This window comes from Mesorhizobium sp. B1-1-5 (genome assembly GCF_006443065.1).
Lineage (GTDB): Bacteria > Pseudomonadota > Alphaproteobacteria > Rhizobiales > Rhizobiaceae > Mesorhizobium.
Genome location: NZ_VFWS01000084.1, coordinates 1 through 22,765 on the forward strand (window position 1 = coordinate 1; position 22,765 = coordinate 22,765).

22 protein-coding genes and 3 pseudogenes are annotated in these 22,765 nt (G+C 65.8%); 13 read left to right on the plus strand and 12 right to left on the minus strand.

The features are described 5' to 3' along the window. Positions 1-143: 143 nt before the first annotated feature. Both FJ980_RS21430 and FJ980_RS21435 read right to left on the minus strand, forming a co-directional pair. Positions 144-1,391 carry an RNA polymerase sigma factor gene (locus FJ980_RS21430; RefSeq protein ID WP_140545794.1) on the minus strand — a complete coding sequence of 416 codons (1,248 nt, stop codon included), beginning with the start codon at positions 1,389-1,391 and terminating at the stop codon, positions 144-146. A gap of 10 nt (positions 1,392-1,401) precedes the next feature. Continuing rightward, positions 1,402-1,770: a YciI family protein gene (locus FJ980_RS21435; protein ID WP_140545776.1), complete on the minus strand. Its 369-nt coding sequence runs from the start codon at positions 1,768-1,770 to the stop codon at positions 1,402-1,404. Positions 1,771-2,028: 258 nt separating this feature from the next. Here FJ980_RS21435 and FJ980_RS21440 point away from each other — a divergent pair. The 3 genes and pseudogenes from FJ980_RS21440 to FJ980_RS21450 all read left to right on the plus strand — a co-directional run bounded on the left by FJ980_RS21440 (position 2,029) and on the right by FJ980_RS21450 (position 5,613). Beyond that, positions 2,029-2,912 (plus strand): annotated as a pseudogene (locus tag FJ980_RS21440) (TAXI family TRAP transporter solute-binding subunit). A 230-nt stretch (positions 2,913-3,142) separates the two neighbouring features. Continuing rightward, entirely contained in the window at positions 3,143-5,239 is a 2,097-nt protein-coding gene (locus tag FJ980_RS21445; RefSeq protein WP_140545777.1) for a TRAP transporter permease, read from the plus strand. Beyond that, the gene (locus FJ980_RS21450; protein WP_140545778.1) at positions 5,236-5,613 is read left to right on the plus strand and encodes a DUF1850 domain-containing protein; all 378 of its coding nucleotides are present in this window, start codon (positions 5,236-5,238) and stop codon (positions 5,611-5,613) included. Before FJ980_RS21445 ends, FJ980_RS21450 begins: the two co-directional genes overlap by 4 nt. 44 nt (positions 5,614-5,657) lie before the next feature. Here FJ980_RS21450 and FJ980_RS21455 read toward each other — a convergent pair. The 4 genes and pseudogenes from FJ980_RS21455 to FJ980_RS21465 all read right to left on the minus strand — a co-directional run. Beyond that, positions 5,658-7,250: pseudogene (locus tag FJ980_RS21455) on the minus strand (DUF4166 domain-containing protein); the annotation flags it as partial. 29 nt (positions 7,251-7,279) lie between these two features. Further along, complete coding sequence (locus FJ980_RS21460; RefSeq protein WP_140545779.1) at positions 7,280-7,726, minus strand: thiol-disulfide oxidoreductase DCC family protein; 447 nt, start codon at positions 7,724-7,726, stop codon at positions 7,280-7,282. A 68-nt stretch (positions 7,727-7,794) separates the two neighbouring features. Next, positions 7,795-7,920 carry a hypothetical protein gene (locus FJ980_RS35865; RefSeq protein ID WP_281405816.1) on the minus strand — a complete coding sequence of 42 codons (126 nt, stop codon included), beginning with the start codon at positions 7,918-7,920 and terminating at the stop codon, positions 7,795-7,797. A gap of 2 nt (positions 7,921-7,922) precedes the next feature. Beyond that, entirely contained in the window at positions 7,923-8,069 is a 147-nt protein-coding gene (locus FJ980_RS21465; protein ID WP_140545780.1) for a hypothetical protein, read from the minus strand. A gap of 398 nt (positions 8,070-8,467) precedes the next feature. Here FJ980_RS21465 and FJ980_RS21470 point away from each other — a divergent pair, with 398 nt between their 5' ends. The 3 genes from FJ980_RS21470 to ligD all read left to right on the plus strand — a co-directional run bounded on the left by FJ980_RS21470 (position 8,468) and on the right by ligD (position 12,432). Beyond that, entirely contained in the window at positions 8,468-8,974 is a 507-nt protein-coding gene (locus FJ980_RS21470; protein WP_140545781.1) for a ferritin-like domain-containing protein, read from the plus strand. Positions 8,975-9,054: 80 nt separating this feature from the next. Beyond that, positions 9,055-9,918 carry a Ku protein gene (locus FJ980_RS21475; protein ID WP_140545782.1) on the plus strand — a complete coding sequence of 288 codons (864 nt, stop codon included), beginning with the start codon at positions 9,055-9,057 and terminating at the stop codon, positions 9,916-9,918. A 12-nt stretch (positions 9,919-9,930) separates the two neighbouring features. Next, the gene (gene ligD, locus FJ980_RS21480) at positions 9,931-12,432 is read left to right on the plus strand and encodes a DNA ligase D (protein ID WP_140545783.1); all 2,502 of its coding nucleotides are present in this window, start codon (positions 9,931-9,933) and stop codon (positions 12,430-12,432) included. 229 nt (positions 12,433-12,661) lie between these two features. Here the strand turns inward: ligD and FJ980_RS21490 are convergent, their stop codons facing one another. Next, positions 12,662-13,336 carry a winged helix-turn-helix domain-containing protein gene (locus FJ980_RS21490; protein WP_140545784.1) on the minus strand — a complete coding sequence of 225 codons (675 nt, stop codon included), beginning with the start codon at positions 13,334-13,336 and terminating at the stop codon, positions 12,662-12,664. 168 nt (positions 13,337-13,504) lie between these two features. Between FJ980_RS21490 and FJ980_RS21495 the strand changes: the two are divergent. Together FJ980_RS21495 and FJ980_RS21500 are read left to right on the plus strand one after the other, a co-directional pair. After that, positions 13,505-13,874 (plus strand): annotated as a pseudogene (locus FJ980_RS21495) (NIPSNAP family protein). Next, complete coding sequence (locus FJ980_RS21500) at positions 13,871-14,215, plus strand: antibiotic biosynthesis monooxygenase (protein WP_140545785.1); 345 nt, start codon at positions 13,871-13,873, stop codon at positions 14,213-14,215. Before FJ980_RS21495 ends, FJ980_RS21500 begins: the two are co-directional and overlap by 4 nt. 186 nt (positions 14,216-14,401) lie before the next feature. On the opposite strand, the gene mbfA is transcribed toward FJ980_RS21500, so the two are convergent. Then, positions 14,402-15,385, minus strand: coding sequence for an iron exporter MbfA (gene mbfA / locus FJ980_RS21510; protein WP_140545787.1), 984 nt, complete (start codon positions 15,383-15,385; stop codon positions 14,402-14,404). 182 nt (positions 15,386-15,567) lie between these two features. Between mbfA and FJ980_RS21515 the strand changes: the two genes are divergently transcribed. The 3 genes from FJ980_RS21515 (at position 15,568) to FJ980_RS34755 (ending at position 17,439) form a co-directional block, all read left to right on the plus strand. After that, positions 15,568-15,891: a hypothetical protein gene (locus FJ980_RS21515; RefSeq protein WP_095770189.1), complete on the plus strand. Its 324-nt coding sequence runs from the start codon at positions 15,568-15,570 to the stop codon at positions 15,889-15,891. A gap of 318 nt (positions 15,892-16,209) precedes the next feature. After that, complete coding sequence (locus tag FJ980_RS21520) at positions 16,210-17,187, plus strand: threonine/serine dehydratase (RefSeq protein WP_140545788.1); 978 nt, start codon at positions 16,210-16,212, stop codon at positions 17,185-17,187. A gap of 87 nt (positions 17,188-17,274) precedes the next feature. Continuing rightward, entirely contained in the window at positions 17,275-17,439 is a 165-nt protein-coding gene (locus tag FJ980_RS34755; protein WP_181164956.1) for a hypothetical protein, read from the plus strand. Positions 17,440-17,484: 45 nt separating this feature from the next. Here the strand turns inward: FJ980_RS34755 and FJ980_RS21525 are convergent, their stop codons facing one another. The 4 genes from FJ980_RS21525 to FJ980_RS21540 are packed head-to-tail and all read right to left on the minus strand — an operon-like array spanning position 17,485 to position 21,189. After that, positions 17,485-18,621, minus strand: coding sequence for an ABC transporter permease (locus FJ980_RS21525; RefSeq protein ID WP_140545789.1), 1,137 nt, complete (start codon positions 18,619-18,621; stop codon positions 17,485-17,487). Then, entirely contained in the window at positions 18,618-19,538 is a 921-nt protein-coding gene (locus FJ980_RS21530; protein ID WP_095770115.1) for an ABC transporter ATP-binding protein, read from the minus strand. The genes FJ980_RS21525 and FJ980_RS21530 overlap by 4 nt, the downstream gene beginning before the upstream one ends. After that, positions 19,535-20,488, minus strand: a complete 954-nt coding sequence (locus FJ980_RS21535; protein WP_140545790.1) for an HlyD family efflux transporter periplasmic adaptor subunit — start codon at positions 20,486-20,488, stop codon at positions 19,535-19,537. Before FJ980_RS21535 ends, FJ980_RS21530 begins: the two co-directional genes overlap by 4 nt. After that, positions 20,485-21,189: a DUF1956 domain-containing protein gene (locus FJ980_RS21540; protein ID WP_140545791.1), complete on the minus strand. Its 705-nt coding sequence runs from the start codon at positions 21,187-21,189 to the stop codon at positions 20,485-20,487. Before FJ980_RS21540 ends, FJ980_RS21535 begins: the two co-directional genes overlap by 4 nt. Positions 21,190-21,279: 90 nt before the next feature. On the opposite strand from FJ980_RS21540, the gene FJ980_RS21545 reads away from it, so the two are divergent. Both FJ980_RS21545 and FJ980_RS21550 read left to right on the plus strand, forming a co-directional pair. After that, on the plus strand, positions 21,280-21,753 hold the full coding sequence (locus FJ980_RS21545; protein WP_140545792.1) for a CYTH domain-containing protein: 474 nt from the start codon (positions 21,280-21,282) through the stop codon (positions 21,751-21,753). Then, the gene (locus tag FJ980_RS21550) at positions 21,750-22,682 is read left to right on the plus strand and encodes a CHAD domain-containing protein (RefSeq protein WP_140545793.1); all 933 of its coding nucleotides are present in this window, start codon (positions 21,750-21,752) and stop codon (positions 22,680-22,682) included. Before FJ980_RS21545 ends, FJ980_RS21550 begins: the two co-directional genes overlap by 4 nt. Positions 22,683-22,765 lie beyond the last annotated feature (83 nt).

Here is a 22,765-nt window from a genome sequence, read left to right on the forward strand (position 1 = left end):
AACGGCATGGATTCCAGGGTCTTCGCGACGGAGCTTCGCTCCTGCTCCGCCCTGGAATGACGATCGCGATGGCGTTTCGGCAATCTCCACGCATGCCACCAACGCAAATAGAGCCGACCGGTCAAAATCCCTGTGCAGTGCCACTAGTTCCCGAAAAGCTTCGCCTTCTCGCCCTGCAGGAAACGCCGCAGCGCGGCGTCGCGCTCGAGGCCGATCGCCCGGTCGTAGGATTCCGCCGCCTGCTTGGTGTTGCCGAGTCTCGCCAACAGCCCGGCGCGGGCGGCCCAATAGGGCTGGTAGTCCTGCAGCCGCTTGTCGTCGCCCAGCACGTAAAGCGCCGCCAGGCCGGCCGTAGCGCCCTCGGTTTCGGCGATCGCCACCGCGCGGTTGATCGCCACCACGGGCGAGCCGGCCACGGCCTGCAGCGCGTCATATAGCTGGCGGATCGCCGCCCAGTCGGTGCCGCTGCCGCGCCGGCGTGCCGTATGGGCGGACTGCACGGCGGCCTCCAGCTGGTAGCGGCCGATGATGCCCCTTTGCGCGGCGCGCACCAGCAAGGCTTCCGCCTCGTCGATCAGGCTGTCGTCCCAGAGCGCGATGTCCTGCTCGACCAAAGGCACGAAGTCACCCTGCAGGTCGCGTCTCGCCGAGCGGCGCGCCTCGGCGAACAGCATCAGCGCCAGCAAGCCGAGCGCCTCCGGCTCGTCCGGCATCAACGAGGCGACCAGCCGTCCGAGCCAGATCCCTTCGGCGGCGAGATTGCGCCGCCGGCTGTCGGTGCCGGTCGGATCCGACCAGCCTTCGGCGAAGGTGGCGTAGATCGCCTCCAGCACCGCGCCCAGCCGCTCGCCGAGCTCCGCCTGCTCCGGCACGCGAAACGGAATCCCGGTCTCGCGGATGCGCGCCTTGGCCCGCACCAGCCGCTGGCCCATCGTCGCCGGCGAAACCAGGAAGGCCGAGGCGATCGTCGCGGCGTCGAAACCGAGGATCGTCTGCAGGATCAGCGGCGCGCGCACGCTGGCCTCGATCGCCGGATGGGCGCAGGCGAACATAAGCCGCAGTCGATCGTCGGGCAGGTCTTCGCCGCGCACGCGCTCCTCCATCTCCTCGGCGATCAGCTGCAGATGATCGCGCGCCGCCTCGCCGGTCAGACGCCGCCGCACGGCGTCCACGTCGCGCCGCCGCGCCACGGCGAGCAGCCAGGCTTCGGGCTGCGCCGGCACGCCGGTTCGCGGCCAGCGTTCGAGCGCGGCGGCGAAGGCATCGGCCAGCGCGTCCTCGGCGCCGGCGACGTCGCGCGTGCGCGCCGCCAGCCAGGCGATCAGTTTGCCGTAGCTGCGCCGGGCGGCCGCTTCGGCGGCCGCCCGCGCGATCTGCGAGCGATCATGCATCATGGGGTCGCTATGCGGCGGCTACGTATTCGGCCATTTCCCAGATCGGCCGCAGCTCGACTGTGCCGGTGCTGGACGCGGGGCAGCGCGCGGCCCATTCGATGGCCGTGTCGATGTCGGCCGCCTCGATCATATAGAAGCCGGCCAGTTGCTCCTTGGTGTCGGCATAGGGGCCGTCGAGCACGTTGGTCTTGCCGTTCGCCATCCGCACCGCGGTGGCCGCCTGCGTCGGGCGCAGCCGCTCGCCGGCGATGTACGCGCCAGATTTCTTCAGCGCCTCGGTATAGGCGCCATAGGCCGCGAGCACCTGCTGGGTCTGCTCCTTCGGCACGTTCGCCATCGCGGCCTCGTCATTGTAGATCAAAAGCATGTAACGCATGGATGTTCTCCCGTTTTCTTGAAGGCCGCGTCGTCGCGTGCCGACCTATGTCGTGCGGCATCGACCGATTTCGACAGGCGTCTTGAAAATCTTTCGCCCCCAAAGCCATCAAGCGCAAGCCGTCGCCTTTCGCCATCGCTCAACCATTGGTCTAACGCACGCAATTGCGGGTTGGCATTTGCCTTCCGCCGTCTAAACTCGTCGCGGGCTCGCCAGGAGGGGCGGATTGCGGGCCGGCATTTCAGGGAGGAAATCGCGATGTTCAATTTCAGGACCAAGTCTATTGCCGCCGGCGCGCTGGCCTTGTCGCTCGGCCTTGGCGCCGTGTCGGCCGGGGCGCAGGAATTCATCAATGTGCTCACCGGCGGCACGTCGGGCGTCTACTATCCGCTCGGGGTCGCTCTGTCCGAGATTTACGGCAAGGGCATCGAAGGCGCCCGCACCCAGGTTCAGGCGACCAAGGCGTCGGTCGAGAACCTCAACCTGCTGCAGCAGGGCAAGGGCGAGATCGCCTTTGCGCTCGGCGATTCGGTCAAGATGGCCGCCGAAGGCAACACGGAGGCCGGCTTCCCGGGCAAAAGACGCTCGCCGACCTCAAGGGCAAGAGCCTGTCGGTCGGCGCGCCCGCCTCCGGCACCGAGCTCAACGCGCGCGCCATCTTCGCCGCCGCCGGTCTCAAATACGAGGACCTCGGACGGGTCGAATACCTGCCCTTCGCCGAGTCGGTCGAGCTGATCAAGAACCGCCAGCTCGACGCCACCTTGCAGTCGGCCGGCCTCGGCGTCGCTTCCATCCGCGATCTCGCCACCTCGGTTCCCATCAACGTCGTCGCCGTACCTGCCGAGGACGTCGCCAAGATCGGCGCGCCCTATCTTTCCGTGGTTATCCCGAAAGGCACCTATGAAGGCCAGACGCAGGATGTCGCGACCGCCGCGGTCGGCAATTTCCTGATTACCCGCGCCGACGTCTCCGACGAGACCGCCTACCAGATGACCAAGCTGCTGTTCGAGCATCTCGACCAGCTGGTGGCCGCCCATGCCGCCGCCAAGGCGATCGATCCGGCCAAGGCGCTGGACGGCATGCCAGTGGCGCTGCATCCCGGCGCGGAGAAATATTACAGGGAAAAAGGGCTGCTGAAGTAGGCTTCCTCCATCGAGCAAGTGCTATTGCATAGCGCAGCGCCAGCCCCCTCATCCGGCCGCTTCGCGGCCACCTTCTCCCCGACGGGAGAAGAGACTGGCGCCCAACGCCGACCGCCTCCTCTCCCCTCGGGGAGAGGTCAGCCGAGCGAAACGGAGGCTGGGTGTGGGGGAGCGCCATACCCGGTTCTCTCCCCTCAACCGAGACGGTATTGCCCGCCAGGAATCCGCCAATGACCGATACCCCCGTCGTTCTTTCCCCCACAGCCGAGGAACAAGTCGAAGGCCTGCCGCCCGGTTTTGGCGAAGGCCTCGCCGGCAAGGCGGCCTTCCTGATTGCGGTCGCCTTTTCCGTCTTCCAGATCTACATCGCCGCCTATGGCAGCCTGCCCAGCCAGGTGGTGCGCGCCATGCATGTCGGCTTCCTGCTGCTGCTCGGTTTCGGCCTGATCGCCAATCTGCGTGCCAGGAGCGCCGCCGCGAAAGCCGTGTTCTGGACGCTCGGCGTGCTGGGATTCGCCACAGGCCTCTACAACTGGGTCTTCTATGCCGACCTCATCCGCCGCTCCGGCTTCCTCACCACGCCGGACCTGATCGTCGGCACGCTGCTGGTGGTGCTGGTCTTCGAAGCCGCGCGGCGGCTGATGGGCCTGCCGCTGGCGGTCATCGCCTTCATCTTCCTCGCCTATTGCTTCGTCGGCAATCATTTGCCGCCGCCCTTCATCCATCGCGGCTATGATTTCGCGCAGCTTGTCGACACCTTCGCCTATGGCACCGAAGGCATATACGGCACGCCGGTCTATGTCTCGGCCGCCTATATCTTCATCTTCGTCGTCTTTGCCGCCTTCCTCGAACGGGCCGGCATGATCGCGCTGTTCAACGATTTCGCGCTCGGTCTCGTCGGTTCTTGGCGCGGCGGCCCAGCCCAGGTCTGCGTGCTGTCCTCGGCGCTGATGGGCACCATCTCCGGTTCGGGCGTCGCCAATGTCGTCGCCAGCGGCCAGTTCACCATCCCGCTGATGAAGCGCTTCGGTTTCCGTTCCGCCTTCGCCGGCGCGGTCGAGGCGACCTCCTCGATGGGCGGCCAGATCATGCCACCGGTGATGGGAGCCGTCGCCTTCATCATGGCCGAGACCCTGAACATCCCTTACGCCGAGGTGGTCAAGGCGGCGATCATCCCGGCGCTGCTCTATTTCGGCGCCTGCTTCTGGCAGGTGCATCTGGAAGCCGGCAAGGCCGGCTTGCACGGCATGGCCAAGGCGGAATTGCCCAATCCCTGGGAAGCGGTCAGGAAGCACTGGCCGCTTGTGCTGCCGCTCGCGGTGCTGGTTTATCTGCTCTTTGCCGGCTATACGCCGATCTTCGCCGGCACGATGGGTCTCGCGCTGACCGTCGTGCTCATCCTCGGCACGCCGCTGGCAGCCTTGATCGGGCCGTTCGCCTTTCGCCTCGTTTTCTGGCTGGCGCTCGGTCTTGCGGCGGCATCCTTCATGCGCTTCGGCGTCAATGTGCTGAGCCTCGTCATCGCAGCGCTCGTCATTGCCTGCTTCGCCTTCAAGGGCGGGCGCGAGACGCTGCGCATTTGCGTCGATTCGCTCGCCGAAGGAGCGAGGAATGCCCTGCCCGTCGGCATCGCCTGCGCCATCGTCGGCATCGTCATCGGCACGCTGACGCTTACCGGCATCGCCTCCACCTTCATCGGCTGGATCATCTCGATCGGCCAGAACAATCTATTCCTGTCGCTGGTGTTGACGATGCTCACCTGCCTGGTTCTCGGCATGGGCATTCCGACCATTCCCAACTACATCATCACCTCCTCGCTTGCCGGCCCGGCGCTGCTTTCGTTGGGCGTGCCGCTGGTGGTCAGCCACATGTTCGTCTTCTATTTCGGCATCATGGCGGACCTGACCCCACCGGTGGCGCTCGCCGCCTTCGCCGCAGCGCCGATGGCCAAGGAAAGCGGCCTCAAGATCGGCATCCAGGCGACCAAGCTCGCCATTGCCGGCTTCGTCGTGCCGTTCATGGCCGTCTACACGCCGGCCTTGATGCTGCAGGACGCCGGTCCCATCGCGGCGTCGTTCGGCTATCCCGTCGAGGTCGGCTATATCGTCATCAAAGCCTGCATGGGCATCGTGCTCTGGGGGGCCGCCGCCGTCGGCTTCCTCGCCCGCCGCATGGCCTGGTGGGAGCGCTTCGTCGCGTTCTGCGCCGGCCTGCTGCTGGTGGCCGCATTGCCGCTCACCGACGAGACCGGCTGGGCGCTGGCGCTGGTCTGGATCGGCTGGCACTGGTGGCGCGCCCGCCGGCTGTCCACGGCCGGGACCGCATGAGCCTGTGTGTGCTCGCCGCCGGCAAGACGGTGACGCTTGCCGTCGCCGCCTTCACACTGTCCTGGACGCATTCGGTGGAACGGACGCGCTGGCAGGAGGATTGGAAAGTGTCGCCGGCCGGGCTGCAGGTCGTTGAGGCGCGGGTCAAGGGCTCCGGCGCCGGCATGGAGCCGCCGGAGGGCTCGATGCTGCGTAGCGGCTGGTGGGTCTATGCGCCACGGATCGGACCCCAGCCGCGCCTGGTGCTCGCAGCGTCCGGCGCCACCGGGAAGGGTTGGACGCTGTGCACGGCCGCCGGCTGCCGCGAACTGGGCGAGACGGCCGGCGAACCCACCGTGCTCGAACCGTGCGACGGTTCGAGCCAGCCGCGGTAGCGCACGATCAGCCCAGTCGCCGGATGCGATATCTCGACATGGAAGCGGAAGCGGCCGTCCTCGACGGTTTCATATGCGTTCGAGCGCGGGCAAAGCCACATCGGCAATGGCAGGCCGAGAAAACTCCAGCGGCGCAGCACGAGCGACAGGCGGTTCTCGCCGGGAACCAGCGCCATGGCGAAGACGAGCGGGCCGAAACGCTCGCAAAGCAGCCGCTCCGAGCCGCCACGCCCCGCGAACTGCCGGCTCGAAAAACCATGCTTTGCGAAAGTCCGCGTCCAGGTCTCGCCTTGCCCGTCGGTAACGAAACGCACCTTGACGGGGACATCGGCCGCGCCAGGCGGGAAGCCGGCCATGCGCGCAGCAAGCCGGCTAAGCATGCCGCCGCCGCGTTCGATGCTGGCGCGTCCATCCGCCATCGCCGCTCCCTCATGCATCGCACGGACTTCAGCCGGTAGCCTCGTCCAGGCATCGCCGAGCAGGCCGGGATAGAGCGCCTTCCCCTGGCCGGTGTCGTCCCTGACGCCGGTGTGGATTGTCTTGCCGGCAAAGAGCGCCTCATAATCATCCAGCTCGACGTCTCGCACCGCCGCCCGCGCGCCCGGCCCGGGCATGCGGCCGTCGAGCGCCTTGCGGACGATCGCCTCGATCGCCATGGACGGGATCAGCGGCCCGTCATCGCCCTCGGCCAACAGGTGCCAGGATCGTTTGTTTGGTCTGCCCTCTGCGTCCACGCCGTCGACCTCGACGAACATGCCGCCGCGATGCTCGCCCCAAGACAGCCGGTTGGTCGCCCAATGCATCAGCGGCGCCAGCGGCGACAGCGACCGCACCAGGCCGGCGCGGACCAGCCAGGCAAGGCCGATCAGCGCCCGGTGCAGCACCTCGGGTACCGGGCCGGCGCCCATCCAGATCGTCTTCGCTTCCGGCCACAATGCCTGCAGCGCGCGCAAATCCGGCACGTCGACCAGCGAGAACAGCCTGTTTCTCACCGGCACGCGCCCGGGCGGCGCGATCGTATAGCGCATCTGCTCGGTGAGCGGGTAGCCTTCGGTCTGCCTGCCGTCGCGCAAAAGCCGCACCGGCCGGCCGGCATAGCTTGCAATGGCGCGGATGACGTTCTCGCCGACGCCGGCGAAGGGCGACGGCGCGATGCCGCCGCGGATGCCGTCTACACGCGCCATGCCGGCCGAAAGGCGCCGCACGACCGCCGCCGTCAGCACCGGAAAGCTCGACACGCCGGAGAGCACCATCACGCCGGCTGCCTTGGCCGCCGCGTCGAAAGTGGATACCCCGGCGACGAAGTCCGAACCGTCGGCAAGATCGAGATAATGGATACGCGCACCGATACAGGCTTCGACCAGCCGGTAGCGCCCCTCGCCATAGGCCTGGAACGGACCGCTGGCGTCGACGACGATGTCGGGAAACATGCCGGCGAGTTGCACGCCAAGGTCGCCGCCGCGGTCGAATGCCGCCGGCACGAGCCTGGCCTTGGTCGCGCCCCGGCCTTTGCAGTAAGCCTCGGCCCTGGCGAGCGACCGGCCGGCGACGATGAGCTCGAGGCGCGGCTGGTTCTCCAGCAATTGGACGATGCGTCCGCCGAAGGTGCCGTAGCCGCCGACGATGAGAAGCTTCATGCCTTGCCCCCAAGCCTCCGTAACCGCCGTCAGCCGATCAATCGCTCCCGCAACTCGGCCGAAGGTATCGCGCAACTGTCTTTCCGGCCGAACAGCGCGTAGCGGTTCTTGGCGACGCGGTCGTAGAGCCAGTCGCGCAGCGGCCGCGGCAGGATGAGCAGCGCCTTCGCGGCGCGCCATGGCCAGCCGAGCGCGGCCATGACCGCGACGAAGCTGTCGAGCTTCGTGAAGGCGGCGCCCTCGATGATGGCGAGGTTGCTGTCGTAATCGTCGGTCGGCAGGCCGTGCTCGCGGAACAGCGCCTCGCCGAGCGGCGACTGCGCGGTGGCGAAGCGGAAGCGTTTTTTCCGGTCGAGCTTGAGGACGAGCTGGACGAAGCCCGAGCAGAACACGCAGACGCCGTCGAAGACGATCAGCGGCTGGCGGACGTCATGGGCCCGGCGCGGCAAGGTGGGACGTTCGGGCAGGTCGGTCATGGCGGCCCCGGCTGCTTGTGACCCTAGACACTAGGCTAGGGGAGACACTAAGCCAGCCGGCGGCTGCGTCAAAGTCGCGGCGTTGTCGCACGCCAGTTGGCGGCGAGCACAAGGCGTTCGGCGCGATAGGTGGTGGCGCGCTGGTCGGCGGCCGGCCTGCAGATGCGGCCGTGGTGAGCACGTTCGCGGGTCATGATCAGTTCGCGCCGACGCCCAGCGAGTTGCCGCGGCGCGCGCAGGCCGGGCCCGGGCCGCGCATGTAGTAGCGCTCCGGCCGATAGGTCGGCGCGACGAATTCGCGAATGGCGGCGGCGTAGCCGGCGATGTGATTCCAGAAGTTCATTTTACCTGGTCCCTGTCCGCTTTCGGATGTCCCGTCCGAATTGTTCGAGAGCATAGCGTTGAGGCGTGAATAGTCCGTGAACGTGATGTTAATTTCTGGTCCGAAACACGTTGCTTCATGGCTGGATTGCGGCTGATTCGCGGTCTTTCGGTGCCTTTCGTCGCGTTTCCGGCTCGTGTGACTTTTGCATCACATATGTTTCGTTCCGATGTCGCTTGCGCGCGCATCTGTTTCACGTTCGGCCAGTGACAGGGAATTTCCTTTCGCGTGCCTGGGCGGGCAGGAACCTGTCCCGGAAGACAACGTTGACCCCGCAAGGCCGGGGCGAACCCGGCCAAGTTGACGGCTGCCCTGCCGCGCAACTTCCCGACAATGCGAAACATGGAAAGGCAACCGCCATGGGCTTCTTTTCGAAAGACATCAAGACGCTGGACGACCTCTTCATTCACACGCTGCGCGACATCTATTATGCCGAGAAGCAGATCGAGAAATCGCTGCCGAAGATGATCGACAAGGCGACCGATCCGCAATTGAAGGCCGGCTTCGAGAAGCATCTCGCGCAGACCAAGGGCCACATCGAGCGGGTCGAGCAAGTGTTCGAGTTGCACGGCGTCAAGGCCAAAACCGTCAATTGCCCGGCCATCGACGGCATCCTCGCGGAGGCCGACGAAGTCAGCGGCGATGTCGACGACAAGGAGGTTCTGGACGCCGCGCTGATCGCCTCCGCCCAGGCCGTCGAGCACTATGAGATAACGCGCTACGGCACGCTGATCGCCTGGGCCAGGCAGCTCGGCCGCAGCGACTGCGCCAACGTGCTGGCCAAGAACCTCAAGGAAGAAGAGGCGACGGACCGCAAGCTCACCGAGATCGCGGAAAGCAAGGTCAACCTGCAGGCCGCCGAATAGCAGGCTGCGTGGCCAGCCCCCCGGAACCCAAGCGAACCCCTGTCCGTTGCGATTGAAACCGCATCGCGCAGGAGTTCGCAATGGCACCACGCCCGGCTTGGAAGGGCTATCTCAAACTGTCGCTGGTCACATGCGCCATCGAGCTCACCAACGTCGTGACCCATGCCGAGAAGGTCTCTTTCCGCATCCTCAACCGCAAGACCGGCAACACCGTCAAGCGCATCTATGTCGATGCGGGCACCGGCAAGCCGCTTGAGGAGGGCGACGAGATCAAGGGCTATGAGGTGAGCGACGGCGACTTCGTCCATATCGAGGAGGACGAGATCGAGGCGGTGCAGATCGAATCCTCGCACACGATGAGCCTCGACGGCTTCGTCGAGAAATCCTCGATCGAGCAGATCTACCTCGACACGCCCTACTATGTTTCCCCAGCGGACGAGGTGTCGCAAGAAGCCTTCGCCGTCATCCGCGATGCGATGGCGGCCAGGAAGATGGCGGGGCTTGCGCGCATCGTGCTTTATCGGCGCGAGCGCCCGGTGGCGATTGAGCCGCTCGGCAAGGGCATGGTGCTGACCACCTTGCGCTACGACGACACGGTGCGCCGGCCGGCGACGGTGTTCGAGGACATCACAGCGGCGAAGACCGACAAAGAGATGATCGACCTCGCCCAGCACATCATCGACGGCAAGAAGACGAAGTTCGACCCGTCGAAATTCGACGACCGCTACGAGGAGGCGCTGCTCGAGCTGATCCGCGCCAAGAAGGCGGGCAAGAAGGCGCCCAAGGCCAAGGCGCAGCCAAAGCCGTCCAACGTGGTCAACCTGTTCGATGCGTTGAAGAAGAGCCTGAACGCGGAAGGCGGCGGCAAAGCCGGCAAGGCCACATCGAAAGCGGCGGCCGGGAAAAGCAAGAGCAAGGCCGCGCCAAAACGCAAATCCGCATAGGAGGATGGCGGCATGGCCGGCCTCGAGCAGTATCACGCCAAGCGCGATTTCAAGAAGACCGCCGAGCCGGCCGGCAAGGTCGGCAGGCAAAAGCAAGGCGGCGGCATCTTCGTCGTCCAGAAGCATGCCGCCACGCGGCTCCACTATGATTTCCGGCTTGAGCATGACGGCGTCTTGTGGAGCTGGGCGGTGACGCGCGGCCCGAGCCTCGATCCGCACGAGAAGCGGCTGGCCGTACATGTCGAGGATCACCCGATCGACTACGCGTCCTTCGAAGGCACCATTCCGAAGGGCCAATATGGCGGCGGCTCGGTCATCGTCTGGGACGAAGGCAAGTGGACGCCGGATGGCGATCCGGCCAAGGGCATCAAGAAGGGCCATATCGACTTCGAGCTCGAGGGCCACAAGCTCAACGGCCGCTGGCATCTGGTCAGGCTGCGGCCCCGCCCGGGCGAGAAGCGCGACAACTGGCTGCTGATCAAATCCGACGATGCCGCCGCCCGGCCCGGCGAGGACGTTCTCGAGGAGAAACCGAAATCGGTGAAGTCGGGCCTGACTATCGAGGAGGTGGGCGAAGGCAAGGCCGCCAGGGGCGAGAAGCCGAAAGTCTGGCAATCCAACAGGCCGGCTGCCGCCAAGACCAAGGCCGGGCCTGGCAAGCGTCTCGAATTCATCGAGCCGCAGCTCGCGACGCTGGAAAAGGATGCGCCCGCCGGCGAGGACTGGCTGCATGAAGTCAAATTCGACGGCTACCGCATGCAGGCGCAGATCGCCGGCAGCGAGGTGAAGCTGCTCACCCGCGCCGGTCTCGACTGGACGGACAAATTCGATGGTCCGGTCACCGGCGCGCTTGCCAGGCTGAAATGCCGCGACGCCATCATCGACGGGGAGATCGTGGTTTTGGCCGACAGCGGCGTCTCGTCCTTCCCCTTGCTGCAGGCGGATCTGTCGGCCCGCCGCGCCGACCGCTTCGTCTACTATGTCTTCGACCTGATGCGGCTCGACGGCAGGGATCTGCGCCGCGAACCCTTGGTCGAACGCAAGCAGGCGCTGGCAGAGCTGCTGGGCCAGCAGCCCGAACATTCGGCGCTGCGCTTCAGCGACCATTTCCACGAGCCGGGCAAGGTCATGCTGCAGCATGTCTGCCGCATGGGCCTGGAAGGCGTGGTATCGAAACGCGCCGACGCGCTCTACCGCAGCGGGCGCGGGCTCTCCTGGATCAAATCCAAATGCACGCTGCGCCAGGAATTCGTCATCGGCGGCTATCTGCCCTCGGACAAGACCGGGCGCGGCCTGCGCTCGCTGCTGGTCGGATTCAACGAAGGCGGCAAGCTGCACTATGCGGGCCGTGTCGGCACCGGCTTTTCCGGCAAGGTGATGACGGATTTGAAGAAGAAGCTCGACGGCCTCAAGGCGACGGCCTCGCCGTTCTCAGGCGCCGTGCCCAAGGGCAAGGGCCTCACCTTCGTCAAGCCAGAACTTGTCGGCGAAGTGGAGTTCCGCAGCTGGACTTCCGACCGTATAATCCGCCACGCCTCGTTCCAGGGGTTGCGCGAGGACAAGCCGGCGGAGGAAGTCGTGCAGGAACAGCCGAAGAAGGCCGAAACCGGGGCGAAGCCGGGTACAAAGACCGCGCCGAAATCCTCGGCCGGAACGGCGAAGACCTCGATCAAGCTCTCGCATCCCGACAAGCTGCTATGGCCCGACGAAAAGGTTTCCAAGCGGGACCTGCTCGATCACTACGCGCTGGTCTGGCCGCGAATGGCAGAATTCGTCATAAACCGGCCGCTGAGCCTGGTGCGGGCCCCGGACGGCATCCACGGCCAGCGCTTCTTCCAGAAACACGCCTCGCCCGGCATGAGCGACAAGATCGCGAGGATGAAGGATCCGACCGACGGCGAGGAGATACTGTTCATCAAAGATTTCGACGGGCTGGCCGCGCTTGTCCAGTACGGCGTGGTCGAGGTCCATATCTGGGGCTCGACGATCGATGAGCTGGAAAAGCCAGACCAGATCATCTTCGATCTCGATCCGGACGAAGGCGTCGATGTCGGCCGCGTGCGCGAGGCGGCGCTCGACATCCACAAGCAGCTCGACGAGCTGTCGCTGCCGAACCTGGTCAAGACCTCGGGCGGCAAGGGCTACCACGTGCTGGTGCCGCTGAAGCCGTCGGCCGAATGGGACGAGGTCAAGGATTTCGCCCATGATTTCGCCCGCGCGCTCGAGCAGGCCGCGCCCGACCGCTACACGGCGACGCTGTCGAAGAAGGCGCGCACCGGCAAGATCTTCGTCGACTATCTGCGCAACGGCAGGGGCTCGACCACGGTCGCGCCCTATTCCTCGCGCGCCAAGAAAGGCGCGACAGTGTCGATGCCGGCGACCTGGCCGGAGATAAAGAAGGGCCTGGCGCCGAATGCCTTCCCGCTTGGGGATGCTTCCACGCTGGCACAGCTGAAGAAGGCCGATCCGTGGAAGGAGTTCTTCAAGCTGGGGAAGCCGTTGAAAAGGGGGTGAGCCTGTGCGGAAGAAGCCCACGTCGTGATCCTTCGCGCCCCCCTCTGGCCTGCCGGCCATCTCCCCCTCTAGGGGGGAGATTGATCGCTCAGCCGGTTTCGCCAATCTCCAACCTTGCAGGAATGGCGGAGCGCCAGAACTGCTGATCTCCCCCCTAGAGGGGGAGATGCCCGGCAGGGCAGAGGGGGGCGCCTCGCGCCGATATTGCGAGCGTATCGCTCGCGCAGCACTACGCCAGAAACACCCTCTCGAATTCCTGCCGACCCTTCGGCGAGAACACCACGGCGCGGCTGTCCTTTTCGCGCCGCGCCCATTTCTCGGCGATGATCTTGTCGAGGATGGCCGCACCCAGCGTGCCGGCGAGGTGCGATCGCCGCACGCTCCAGTCGAGGCAGGCGCGGCAAACCGGCCGCCGCGCCTTGGCACCGGTCTCGATGCCGAGCGCGGAAAAATGTGAGGCCCCGGAAGGCGAGAGCCTGATCTGGTTGTCGTCGCGCAGCAAAAGCTTCCTGTCGAGCAGCCGGTCGAGCATCGCCACCGCCTGCTCGCCGGCCAGGTGATCGTAGCAGACCCGGGCCACGCGCATGGCCGCGTCGCGCGGTCCCGGCCGCACGCGCTTCGGTCCGACCGCTTCGGCGACGCCGATGATCGCCTCGATCATGCCAGCCACCTGCGCGCCGGCGAGACCGTAATAGCGGTGTCGGCCCTGGCTGGCCAAGGTCAGCAGGCCGCCATCCATCAGCTTCGACAGATGCGAGGAAGCGGTGGGCAGCGACACGCCGGCTTCCAGCGCCAATTCCGACGCCGTCAGCGCCGTGCCGCCCATCAGGGCGTTCAGCATGTTGGCGCGCGCCGGGTCGCCGACCAGGCTGGCGATGCGGGCGATGTCGGGTCCTTCACGCATGGTTCGATCCTCGTCGAAGCATTCCTGTCAGGGAAGCACTATTCTGCGGTCGGCTCAAGCAGCGCGGCAAACTCTCCTGACAGGAGAATGCCTAGCACAAAGGCGCAAGCGATGTTTCGACCGCGGTCGAACCGTCGTCGTCAAAACCCAACGGACGAGGAGACCGACATGACCATCACCTGCTTTATCCCGCTACGAGATCGACCCGTTCGGCAAGGCCGCCTTCGAGCAATATGCGCGAGCCTGGGGCCAGGCCATTCCGCGCTGCGGCGCCGATCTGATCGGCTACTACGCGCCGCATGAAGGCTCGGCCACCACCGCTTACGCCGCCTACAACATCGAGAGCCTCGCGGCCTACGAGGCCTACCGCGCGCGGCTTGCCGCCGACCCGGCGGGCAAGGCAAATTATGAATTCGCGCGGCGCGAGAAATTCATCTTGAAGGAAGATCGCCTCTTCCTGAAGCTGGTGTCCGGGCCGCATGGGCCGAGACAGGTCTTTCGCACCGACGTGGTTGTCAAGGAAGGGGTCGAGACATGATCGCTGTCATCTTCGAGGTGGAGCCGGCGGAAGGCAAGCGCGATGCCTATCTCGGCGTCGCCGCCGAGCTTAAGCCGCTGCTCGAGAGCATCGACGGCTTCATCTCGGTCGAGCGCTTCCAGAGCCTGGCCGACCCGAAGCGTGTGCTGTCGCTGTCCTTCTGGCGCGACGAGGAAGCGGTGAATGCCTGGCGCAACACCGATGAGCACAGGCAGGCGCAGAAGGCGGGGCGCGGCGGCATCTTTGCCGGCTACCGTCTGCGCATCGCCCATGTCGTGCGCGACTACGGGATGAAGGAAAGGGCCGAGGCGCCGCAGGATAGCCGCGAGGTGAATGGGTAGGCGCGGCTCTTCCTTCTCCCCTTGTGGGAGAAGGTGTCGCCGAAGGCGACGGATGAGGGGTGTTCCAGCTTGGCGACGCCGGAGGAGACGGCACGTTTGCCGACGTCTCACTCCGCTGGAGCACCCCTCATCCGTCTCGGCGCCACGCGCCGATCCACCTTCTCCCACAAGGGGAGAAGGAGAAGGCTACGCATTGCCGATCAGCACGCCCGCCCCGAACACCAGCGCGCCGCCCAACACCACCTGGAAGGCGGCGCGCCAGAACGGGGTCTGCATGTAGCGGTTCTGCACGAAAGCGATCGCCCAGAGCTCGAAGAACACCACCACCGCCGCCACGGCGGTGGCCGTCCAGAAATGCGGGATCAGATAGGGCAGCGCGTGGCCGAGGCCGCCCAGCGAAGTCATCAGGCCGACCGTCAACCCTCGCTTGAGCGGTGAGCCGCGCCCCGACAGCTTACCGTCGTCGGAGGCGACCTCGGTGAAACCCATCGAGATGCCGGCGCCGATCGAGGCGGCGAGGCCGACCAGGAGCGTCTGCCAGGTGTCGTGCGTGGCGAACGCCGCGGCGAAGATCGGCGCCAGCGTCGACACCGAGCCGTCCATCAGCCCGGCCAGCCCCGGCTGCACATAGGTGAGGATGAACTGGCGCTGCTCGGCCGTCGCCTCCTCCTCCTTGACCGTGCCCGGCACATGCTCCTGCTCCAATTCATGCGCCGAGCTCTCATGGCCCTGCTCGGCCGCAGCGAGGTCGTTGAGCAGCTTGCGCGTGGAGGCGTCGGTGGTGCGCTTGGCCGCCTCGACGTAGAAGCGATAGGCCTGCCGCTCCATTTCCTCGGCCTGCCGCCGCACATGCTCGATGCCGAGCGGCTTCACCAGCCAGTCGGGCTTGCGCTCGAAATAGCCTTTCACATGCTCGCGCCGGATCAGCGGGATGCGCTCGCCGAAGCGCTTGCGGTGAAGCTCGATGAGCGAATCGCGATGGCCGTCCTCTTCCTCGGCCATCGCCTCGAACACTTTTGCCGATTGCGGAAAATCCTGCGCCAGGCCATCGGCATAAGCGCGGTAGATGCGTCCGTCATCCTCCTCGGAAGAGATCGCCAGCGCCAGGATCTCCTGCTCCGAAAGCGAATCGAAGGAACGGCGGCCGAAGCCGAAAACACGGGAAAGCATGATGGGATCACTCTAGTTTAGAATTGTTCTAAACTATGATCTTGGCAGTCGAAGGTCAATTGCCAACGGCGCGGGCTGCGGGCGCGAAAATGGGTGATTAAGCGGAAGCCGGCCCAACTCTTCATTATTGCCGAATGTTTGCCTATATAGCTTGCCACCACCGAAATTGAAGGACCCCCTGCATGACGGACAAGAAGCCCCCGCACGCATTTGACGCCAAGCCGGTTCTCGATCTCATCGCCAGCATCGAGGCCGACCTGCAGCGCCTGAAGGGTCTTGTCGAGGAACAGCTCGATAAATTCGACCCCGCCAACCCGCACAACAAGACGCCGGACGGCAAGCTGACCGAGGAAGGCGCCGAGTGCTGCTACCGCATGTTCGACGAAGGCAAGTCGCGCTACACGGTTTCCCAGCAGATGAAGATATCCTTCGCCGCCGCCACCCACCGCTTCAATTCCTGGCGCAAGCTGGGCGGCAGCAAAAGGACGAAGACGCTGCTGGGGTGAGGGGTTGCCGGCAGGCGCAATGTCGGCGGGACAGCGCCCCCTCTGGCCTGCCGGCCATCTCCCCCACGAGGGGGGAGATTAGCTGTTTCGGCGCCCCGCCCAATTTTGCGACCTAGGGGATTGTTGAAAGCCGGCGTGACGTCTGATCTCCCCCCATGTGGGGACCATGTGGGGGAGATGTCCGGTAGGACAGAGGGGGGCGCGAAGAAACGCAAACTTCCCAAGCGGCCAAACTACCTTGTCTCCGTCACATTTTTTCGTTGGCGCGACGCCTCGGTTTGCGTGCACCATGACGGGGCTCATCCCGCGAGGCCCATCATGCTCACCCTGCCCGGCATCTCCGACATCCGCGCCGCCGCCGAGCGGCTTTCCGGCTTGATCGTCGAAACGCCGCTCATCGAATCGCCCGAGCTCAACAAGCGCTATGGCGGCCGCATTCTGTTCAAGCCCGAGACGCTGCAGCGCACCGGCTCCTTCAAGATCCGCGGCGCCTACAACAAGCTGTCGAGCCTGAGCGAGGAAGAGCGCGGCCGGGGCGTCGTCGCCTTCTCGTCCGGCAACCACGCGCAAGGGGTGGCGGCCTCGGCCGCCATGTTCGGCGTCAAGGCGGTGATCGCCATGCCGGTTGATGCGCCGGCGCTCAAGATCGGCAATGTCCGCAAAATGGGCGCCGAAGTGGTGCCGTTCGATCGCTACAAGGACGATCGCATGACGGTCGTTCGCCCCTATATCGAAAATGGCATGGTGCTGGTGCCGCCCTTCGACGATCCGGCCATCATCGCCGGCCAGGGCACGATCGGCCTGGAAGTGATCAAGCAGGCGAAAGCGCTTGGCGTGGCGCTCGACGCCGTCGTCGTCCCTTGCGGCGGCGGCGGCCTGTCGAGCGGTATCTCCGTCGCCGTCAAGGACGCCTCGCCGCAAACCGCCATCTGGGCGGTCGAGCCCGAACATTTCGACGACACGCGCCGCTCGCTGGCCAAGGGCGAGCGGGTTTCGAACGAACCCGGACACGCTTCGATCTGCGATGCGCTGCTCACCGCCGAACCCGGCGCCATCACCTTCGAGATCAACCGCCGGAATCTCGCCGGCGCCATCGCCGTCTCCGACAAGGCGGCCGCCCAGGCGATGCGCGACGCCATGGCCCATCTCAAGCTTGTCGTCGAGCCCGGCGGCTGCGTCGCGTTTGCCGCGCTCTCATCCGGCGAGATCGACCTTGCCGGCAAATGCGTCGCCGTGGTGCTGTCCGGCGGCAATGTCGATTTCGGCACCTATGCCGGGATCATGGCGGCGGCATAGAGGCCCTTCGTAGCGGGATACTTGCCTTTAGCGTCGATCACGTTACGTTTTCCAATTGGTCACTTTGGTCACTGCCGGGAGAAGCTGTTGCTAGGTTACCTGCCATTTGTCTTGGGCGGGGCACTCGGGCTGCTGGTTGCGTTTCTGCTTGCTGGAGCGTTTGGCATCGGTGGAACCGCCCAGTTGTTGCTCTTTGGCCTGTTGCCTGCCATCGGCGGCGCCATCTGCGAGCGCATGACCAGCCGCAACTGATCTTGGCCAATCGAGTCGACCTGCCCTGCGTCAGAGGCGTCCGGCCTAATCCAGCGTTCGCCTGAACCGCACCAGCGCCACGCCGGCAAACAATGCCACGAACACGACGAGCCAGCCGACTTCCGTCGCCACCGCCGGAAGCTCCGCCCCTTTCAGCATGACGGCGCGGGTGATGCGCAGGAAATGCGTCAGCGGGAAGATCTCGCCAAAGGTCTGTGCCCAGCCAGGCATGCCGCGATAGGGAAACATGAAGCCCGACAGCATGATCGAGGGCAGGAAGAAGAAGAAGGTGAGCTGCAGCGCCTGCATCTGCGTGCGCGCGATCGTCGAGATCGTGTAGCCGAGCAGCACCAGCGACAGCACGAACACCAGCACGGTCGACAGCAGCAGCGACAGCGACCCCATGAAGGGAATGGCAAACAGAAGCTTGGCCGCCGCCAGCACCACCACCACCTGCACCGCGCCCACCACCAGGTAGGGCAGCACCTTGCCCATCATGATCTCGAGCGGGCTCGACGGCATGGCCAGCAGGTTTTCCATCGTGCCGCGCTCGGTCTCGCGCGTCAGCGCGATCGAAGTCATCATCACCATCGTCATCTGCAGGATGACGCCGAGCAGGCCGGGCACGATGTTGTATTGCGAGATGCCTTCGGGATTGTAGCGCCGGTGCACGACGACATCGAGTTGGCCGCGCGCCGCCTCCTTGGCAGTCTCCTCAGTGCCCTGCGCCCTGAGCAGCGCCTGGCCGGCCACGGTGCTCAGCGTCGAGATCGCGCCGCTGGCGACCGCCGGGTCGGTGGCGTCGGCCTCGATCAGGATCTGCGGATTGTCGCCGCGCTCGACGCGGCGGGCGAAATCGGCGGGGATGGTGACGACGAAGGAGACGTCGCCGCGCGCCATCAGGAACTCGGCTTCCTCGGCACTTTGCGCGACATGGTCGAAGCGGTAGTAGCCGGTGGTCTGCAGCGCCGAGACCATGGCCCGCGTGTAGGGGTCGCTGCTGGTCGCCACGAGCGCGGCCGGCAGGCTCTTCGGGTCGTTGTTGATCGCATAGCCGAACAGCACCAGCTGGATCAGCGGCACCCCCAGCATCATGGCGAAGGTGATGCGGTCGCGCCGCATCTGGATGAATTCCTTGGCGAGCAGCGCGCCCAGCCTGGCGAAGGAGAAGACCGCGTTCATGCCATATTGTCCTTCGAGCCGGCCATGAACTGGATGAACACATCCTCGAGGCTGGTCTCGCCCGGCTTCACGGTGACGCCCTTGTGTTCCTTCTCGACGTCGGCCAGCGCCTTTTCGAGCGCCGCCTTGTCGGAGCCGACGACATGCAGCGTCGCGCCGAACGGCGCCACCTGGTCGACGCCGGGCCTGCCCTGCAGTGCCTCGGCCACCTGATCGAGCCGCGGCCCCTGCAAGACGAAAGTGGTCAGCCCGGCATTCTTCACCACCTCGTCCACGGTGCCGGTGGCGAGCATCTTGCCGTAGGAGATGTAGCTGATGCGGTGGCAGCGCTCGGCCTCGTCCATGTAGTGGGTGGAGACGAGCACGGTCAGCCCGCCGCCGGCAAGGCGATGGATCTCGTCCCAGAACTCGCGCCGCGCCTTGGGATCGACGCCCGCCGTCGGCTCGTCGAGCAGCAGCAGCTTCGGCTCGTGCATGATGCAGGCGGCCAGCGCCAGCCGCTGCTTCCAGCCGCCGGAAAGCGTGCCGGCCAACTGGTTGCGGCGGCTCGCCAGGCCGAGATCCTGAAGCGTGCGCGAGACATACTCCTCGACCGGCCTCAGCCGGTAGAGCCGCGCCACGAATTCGAGGTTCTCGCCGATCGTCAAATCCTCATAGAACGAGAATTTCTGCGTCATGTAGCCGACTTCGCGCTTGATCTTGAGCGCGTCGGTGCGGATGTCGAAGCCCAGCACCGTGCCGTCGCCTTCGTCCGGCGTCAAAAGCCCGCACATGATGCGGATGGTCGTCGTCTTGCCCGAGCCGTTCGGCCCCAGAAAGCCGACGATCTCGCCTTCGGCGACCGTCATCGTCACATGGTCGACGACGGTCTTGTCGCCGAAGCGCTTGACCAGGCCGCGAACGTCGATGGCGTTCATTGCCCGAGATCCGCAAGATCGACATCGACGATCTGGCCGGGCTGCAGTGGTCCCGCATCGCCCTCCGGCCGTGCCTCGACGAGATAGACCAGCTTCTGCCGGTTCTCCAGCGAGTAGATCACCGGCGGCGTGAATTCGGGGTCGGGCGAGACATAGCTGACGCGTGCCTTCAGCCCCGTCCCGCAGCCGTCGCAATGGACGTTGAGCTCGGTGCCGACCTTGACCGCCGAGAACGCGCCTTCGGGCACATAGACGCTGAGTTTCACGGCGCCGTCCGGCAGCATCGAGATCACCGGCGCGGTCGGCCCGGCTGTGTCGCCTGGATTGCGGATGACGTCGTTGACGCGGCCGGGCGAGGGCGCCGCCAGCACCCGCTTCGACAGCCGCCACTCGGCCTGCTCCAGGGTCGACCGCGCCTGCTTGACCTGGTTGTCGGCGGCCTTGATGGTCTCGGCGCGCGCCGGCAGATTGCCGACGGCGAGATTGGCTTCCGCCTGGCCGACCTGGGCATTGGCGGTCTCCAGCGAAGCCGAGGCGGTGTCGTAATCGGCCTGGGTGCCGGTGCCGCGCTTGTAGAGGTCGCTGGCGCGGTCGTATTTGCGCTTGGCGTCGGCCGCCTGGGCTTTGGCCATGTCGACCTCGGCCCTGAGCACGGCGATTTCCTCGGGGCGCTTGCCGACCTGCAGATCGGCAAGCTGCGCCTGCGCCTGCGCAAGCGCGGCTTTGGCCTGCGCAACCTCGATCTTGGCGTCGGCGTCTTCCAGCGTCGCCACCGCCGTGCCATTCTCGACGCGGTCGCCGCGCCGGACCGTCACCGTCGCCACCTGGGCCACTTCGATCGGCGCCATCAGCACATATTCGCCTTCGACATAGCCGACGGCCAAAGGTGCGGCCGGCGCGCAGGCGCCGAACAATTGGGCCGCGAACGGCAGCGAACAGAGAATGCTCATGATTTGCCCTTCTTGCCGGTGGCCGGCCCGCGTGCGGCCAGCATTGCCCTGAGATTGTCGGTTGCGACCGCCACCACCTTGGCGGCCTCTTCATTGCCGATCTCGCGCCAGCCCATCCGGCGCATCACCGCCTCGCGGCCGATGCGGAAATAGATGACCTGGCCGATCATGGTGAAGACGGTAAGCTTGGTCGCTTCGCTCTCGGCCGGCTCGCCGGTCGCCTGTTCCCAGACCTGGCACAGCCGCCGGTGCGTCGGCTCGAACACGCCGGCATAGATGCGGTCTAGCGCGGCGGTCGGATGCGAGAGCTCGCGAAGTACGAATTGTACGATCTCGCCGGCCTGCGGACTGGCCACGACGAAGCCCACCATCCGCTCGAGCGCCGCGAAAAGCTGCGCCTGGGCTGCTTCCGGGTCCAGGGGCGCCGTTGCTTGCACGCCGCCCAGCGCCTGGCCGGCAATCCCCTGGATGGTGTCGACGATGAAGTCGGCGGCGGCGGCGCGCAGGCCTTCCTTGCCGCCGAAGTGATAGGCGATGGAGCCGATATTGGCCTTGGCCTCGGCCGCGATCTCCCGCGTCGAGGTGCCGTCGAAACCCTTCCGCCCGAACAGCCTGAGCGCCGCGTGGACAAGCGCCGCGCGCGTTTGATCGGCGGTGCCGACCTCGCGCTGCGGCCTCCTTGCGATTGATCCTTTGTTCATGCCTCAACTTTAATCAATCGATTGATTAAAGTCAAATTTGACCGCGACTCGGCTTGCCTTCTCGATCCTCACAGGCTTTAGTGCGCGGCCATGGGCAAGGAAGTCGAGCGTAAGTTCCTGGTCTCCAGTCCCGCCTGGCGCGATGAGGTCGAGGCGGAAATCCGCATTCGTCAATTCTACGTCGCCGCACAGCCCGGCCGCTCGGTGCGGGTGCGCATCAGCGACGAGCGCTCCGCCAAGCTCACGCTGAAGTTCGGCGACAGGGCGCGCGAGCGCGACGAATTTGAATATTCGATCCCGCTTGCCGAGGCTGAGGAATTGATGGCGTTCGCCGTCGGACGTGTCATCGAGAAGACACGCCACCATGTTAGACACGGCGGCTATCTCTATGAAGTCGATGTTTTCGGCGGCGAGCTCGCGGAGCTGGTGATCGCGGAGCTGGAGACGCCGGAGGACATATCTGACGAAATGCTGCCCGACTGGCTCGGTCGCGAGGTCACCGGCGAGTCGAGGTTCTACAACGCGTCGCTGGCCCTCGGGGGGAATCCGGAGATCGCCGCATGAGCTTCCGCATCGATCCGCGCTTGCCGCTGACCGGCGAGGTCAGGCGCATATTGGCCGACGAGATCGGCAAGGCAGTCGCCCATCTCGAGATGGCGCGCGAGAAGCCGGAGCAGGGACTGCACAAATGCCGCAAGCGGCTGAAAAGCGTGCGCGCCTTGCTACGCCTGGTTCGTTTCGGGGACGAACCGTTCTGCCAGACCGAGAACGAATGTTATAAGCAAGTATCGGCGCTGCTGGCCGGCCCGCGCGAGGCGACCGCCTTGATCGAGACCGTCGATCGCTTGGCCGATGCCTTTCCGGAACAATCGGCAGGCGGCGGTCTCGACCCAGTGCGCGAGCGGCTGGTGCTGCGCCAGCACGAACTCCACGCCGGCCCCGGCCTTGACGCCGCCATCAATGCGGCGATCGCCGCTTGCCGGGAAGGCCTGGAGCGCATCGACAGGCTGGCTTTGCCCGATCAGCCGGAGCAGGCGGCCGATATATTGGCCGACGGCGCCCGCGCCACCTTACGACGGGCGAAGAAGGCGCTGGACAAGGCGGAGTCGCGCGGCGAGGCCGACGATTTTCACGACCTGCGCAAGGCGACAAAGACCCACTCCATGCATCTGTCGCTGCTCGGCCGCCTGTGGCCGACGCCGATCAAGGCGCGCCGCAAGGCGGTCGACAGGCTCGGCGAAGAGCTCGGCGAATTGCACGACGTCTTCGTCATGCGCGCCCTGCTCGACGCCGAAGGCGAGCCGCTCGGTCCCGCCGACGAGACGAAGCTTCTGCGCAAGCTGTTGAAGCGCTCCGAAAAGAGCCTGGCCAAGGCCTGCCTTGCCGATGCCGCCGACCTGTTCGGCGACAGCCCCAAGCGCTCGGCCAAGAGATTGGCCCGCAAGGCGCGCGATGATCTCGCCGGACCGCAGGAAGAAGCGAAGGCGGCGTGACGCTCTTCCCTTCTCCCCTTGTGGGCTAGCGTGCGCACACATTTGCTTCGTGCTGTGGTCAAGCGTGAAGAGACGCGGTCGGG

What these genes read in the sequence shown, in the direction of transcription:
- FJ980_RS21430 (WP_140545794.1), bottom strand. Translation starts at nt 1,391, where the DNA reads ATGCATGATCGCTCGCAGATCGCGCGGGCGGCCGCCGAAGCGGCCGCC.
- FJ980_RS21435 (WP_140545776.1), bottom strand. Translation starts at nt 1,770, where the DNA reads ATGCGTTACATGCTTTTGATCTACAATGACGAGGCCGCGATGGCGAAC.
- FJ980_RS21445 (WP_140545777.1), top strand. Translation starts at nt 3,143, where the DNA reads ATGACCGATACCCCCGTCGTTCTTTCCCCCACAGCCGAGGAACAAGTC.
- FJ980_RS21450 (WP_140545778.1), top strand. Translation starts at nt 5,236, where the DNA reads ATGAGCCTGTGTGTGCTCGCCGCCGGCAAGACGGTGACGCTTGCCGTC.
- FJ980_RS21460 (WP_140545779.1), bottom strand. Translation starts at nt 7,726, where the DNA reads ATGACCGACCTGCCCGAACGTCCCACCTTGCCGCGCCGGGCCCATGAC.
- FJ980_RS35865 (WP_281405816.1), bottom strand. Translation starts at nt 7,920, where the DNA reads ATGACCCGCGAACGTGCTCACCACGGCCGCATCTGCAGGCCGGCCGCC.
- FJ980_RS21465 (WP_140545780.1), bottom strand. Translation starts at nt 8,069, where the DNA reads ATGAACTTCTGGAATCACATCGCCGGCTACGCCGCCGCCATTCGCGAA.
- FJ980_RS21470 (WP_140545781.1), top strand. Translation starts at nt 8,468, where the DNA reads ATGGGCTTCTTTTCGAAAGACATCAAGACGCTGGACGACCTCTTCATT.
- FJ980_RS21475 (WP_140545782.1), top strand. Translation starts at nt 9,055, where the DNA reads ATGGCACCACGCCCGGCTTGGAAGGGCTATCTCAAACTGTCGCTGGTC.
- ligD (WP_140545783.1), top strand. Translation starts at nt 9,931, where the DNA reads ATGGCCGGCCTCGAGCAGTATCACGCCAAGCGCGATTTCAAGAAGACC.
- FJ980_RS21490 (WP_140545784.1), bottom strand. Translation starts at nt 13,336, where the DNA reads ATGCGTGAAGGACCCGACATCGCCCGCATCGCCAGCCTGGTCGGCGAC.
- FJ980_RS21500 (WP_140545785.1), top strand. Translation starts at nt 13,871, where the DNA reads ATGATCGCTGTCATCTTCGAGGTGGAGCCGGCGGAAGGCAAGCGCGAT.
- mbfA (WP_140545787.1), bottom strand. Translation starts at nt 15,385, where the DNA reads ATGCTTTCCCGTGTTTTCGGCTTCGGCCGCCGTTCCTTCGATTCGCTT.
- FJ980_RS21515 (WP_095770189.1), top strand. Translation starts at nt 15,568, where the DNA reads ATGACGGACAAGAAGCCCCCGCACGCATTTGACGCCAAGCCGGTTCTC.
- FJ980_RS21520 (WP_140545788.1), top strand. Translation starts at nt 16,210, where the DNA reads ATGCTCACCCTGCCCGGCATCTCCGACATCCGCGCCGCCGCCGAGCGG.
- FJ980_RS21525 (WP_140545789.1), bottom strand. Translation starts at nt 18,621, where the DNA reads ATGAACGCGGTCTTCTCCTTCGCCAGGCTGGGCGCGCTGCTCGCCAAG.
- FJ980_RS21530 (WP_095770115.1), bottom strand. Translation starts at nt 19,538, where the DNA reads ATGAACGCCATCGACGTTCGCGGCCTGGTCAAGCGCTTCGGCGACAAG.
- FJ980_RS21535 (WP_140545790.1), bottom strand. Translation starts at nt 20,488, where the DNA reads ATGAGCATTCTCTGTTCGCTGCCGTTCGCGGCCCAATTGTTCGGCGCC.
- FJ980_RS21540 (WP_140545791.1), bottom strand. Translation starts at nt 21,189, where the DNA reads ATGAACAAAGGATCAATCGCAAGGAGGCCGCAGCGCGAGGTCGGCACC.
- FJ980_RS21545 (WP_140545792.1), top strand. Translation starts at nt 21,280, where the DNA reads ATGGGCAAGGAAGTCGAGCGTAAGTTCCTGGTCTCCAGTCCCGCCTGG.
- FJ980_RS21550 (WP_140545793.1), top strand. Translation starts at nt 21,750, where the DNA reads ATGAGCTTCCGCATCGATCCGCGCTTGCCGCTGACCGGCGAGGTCAGG.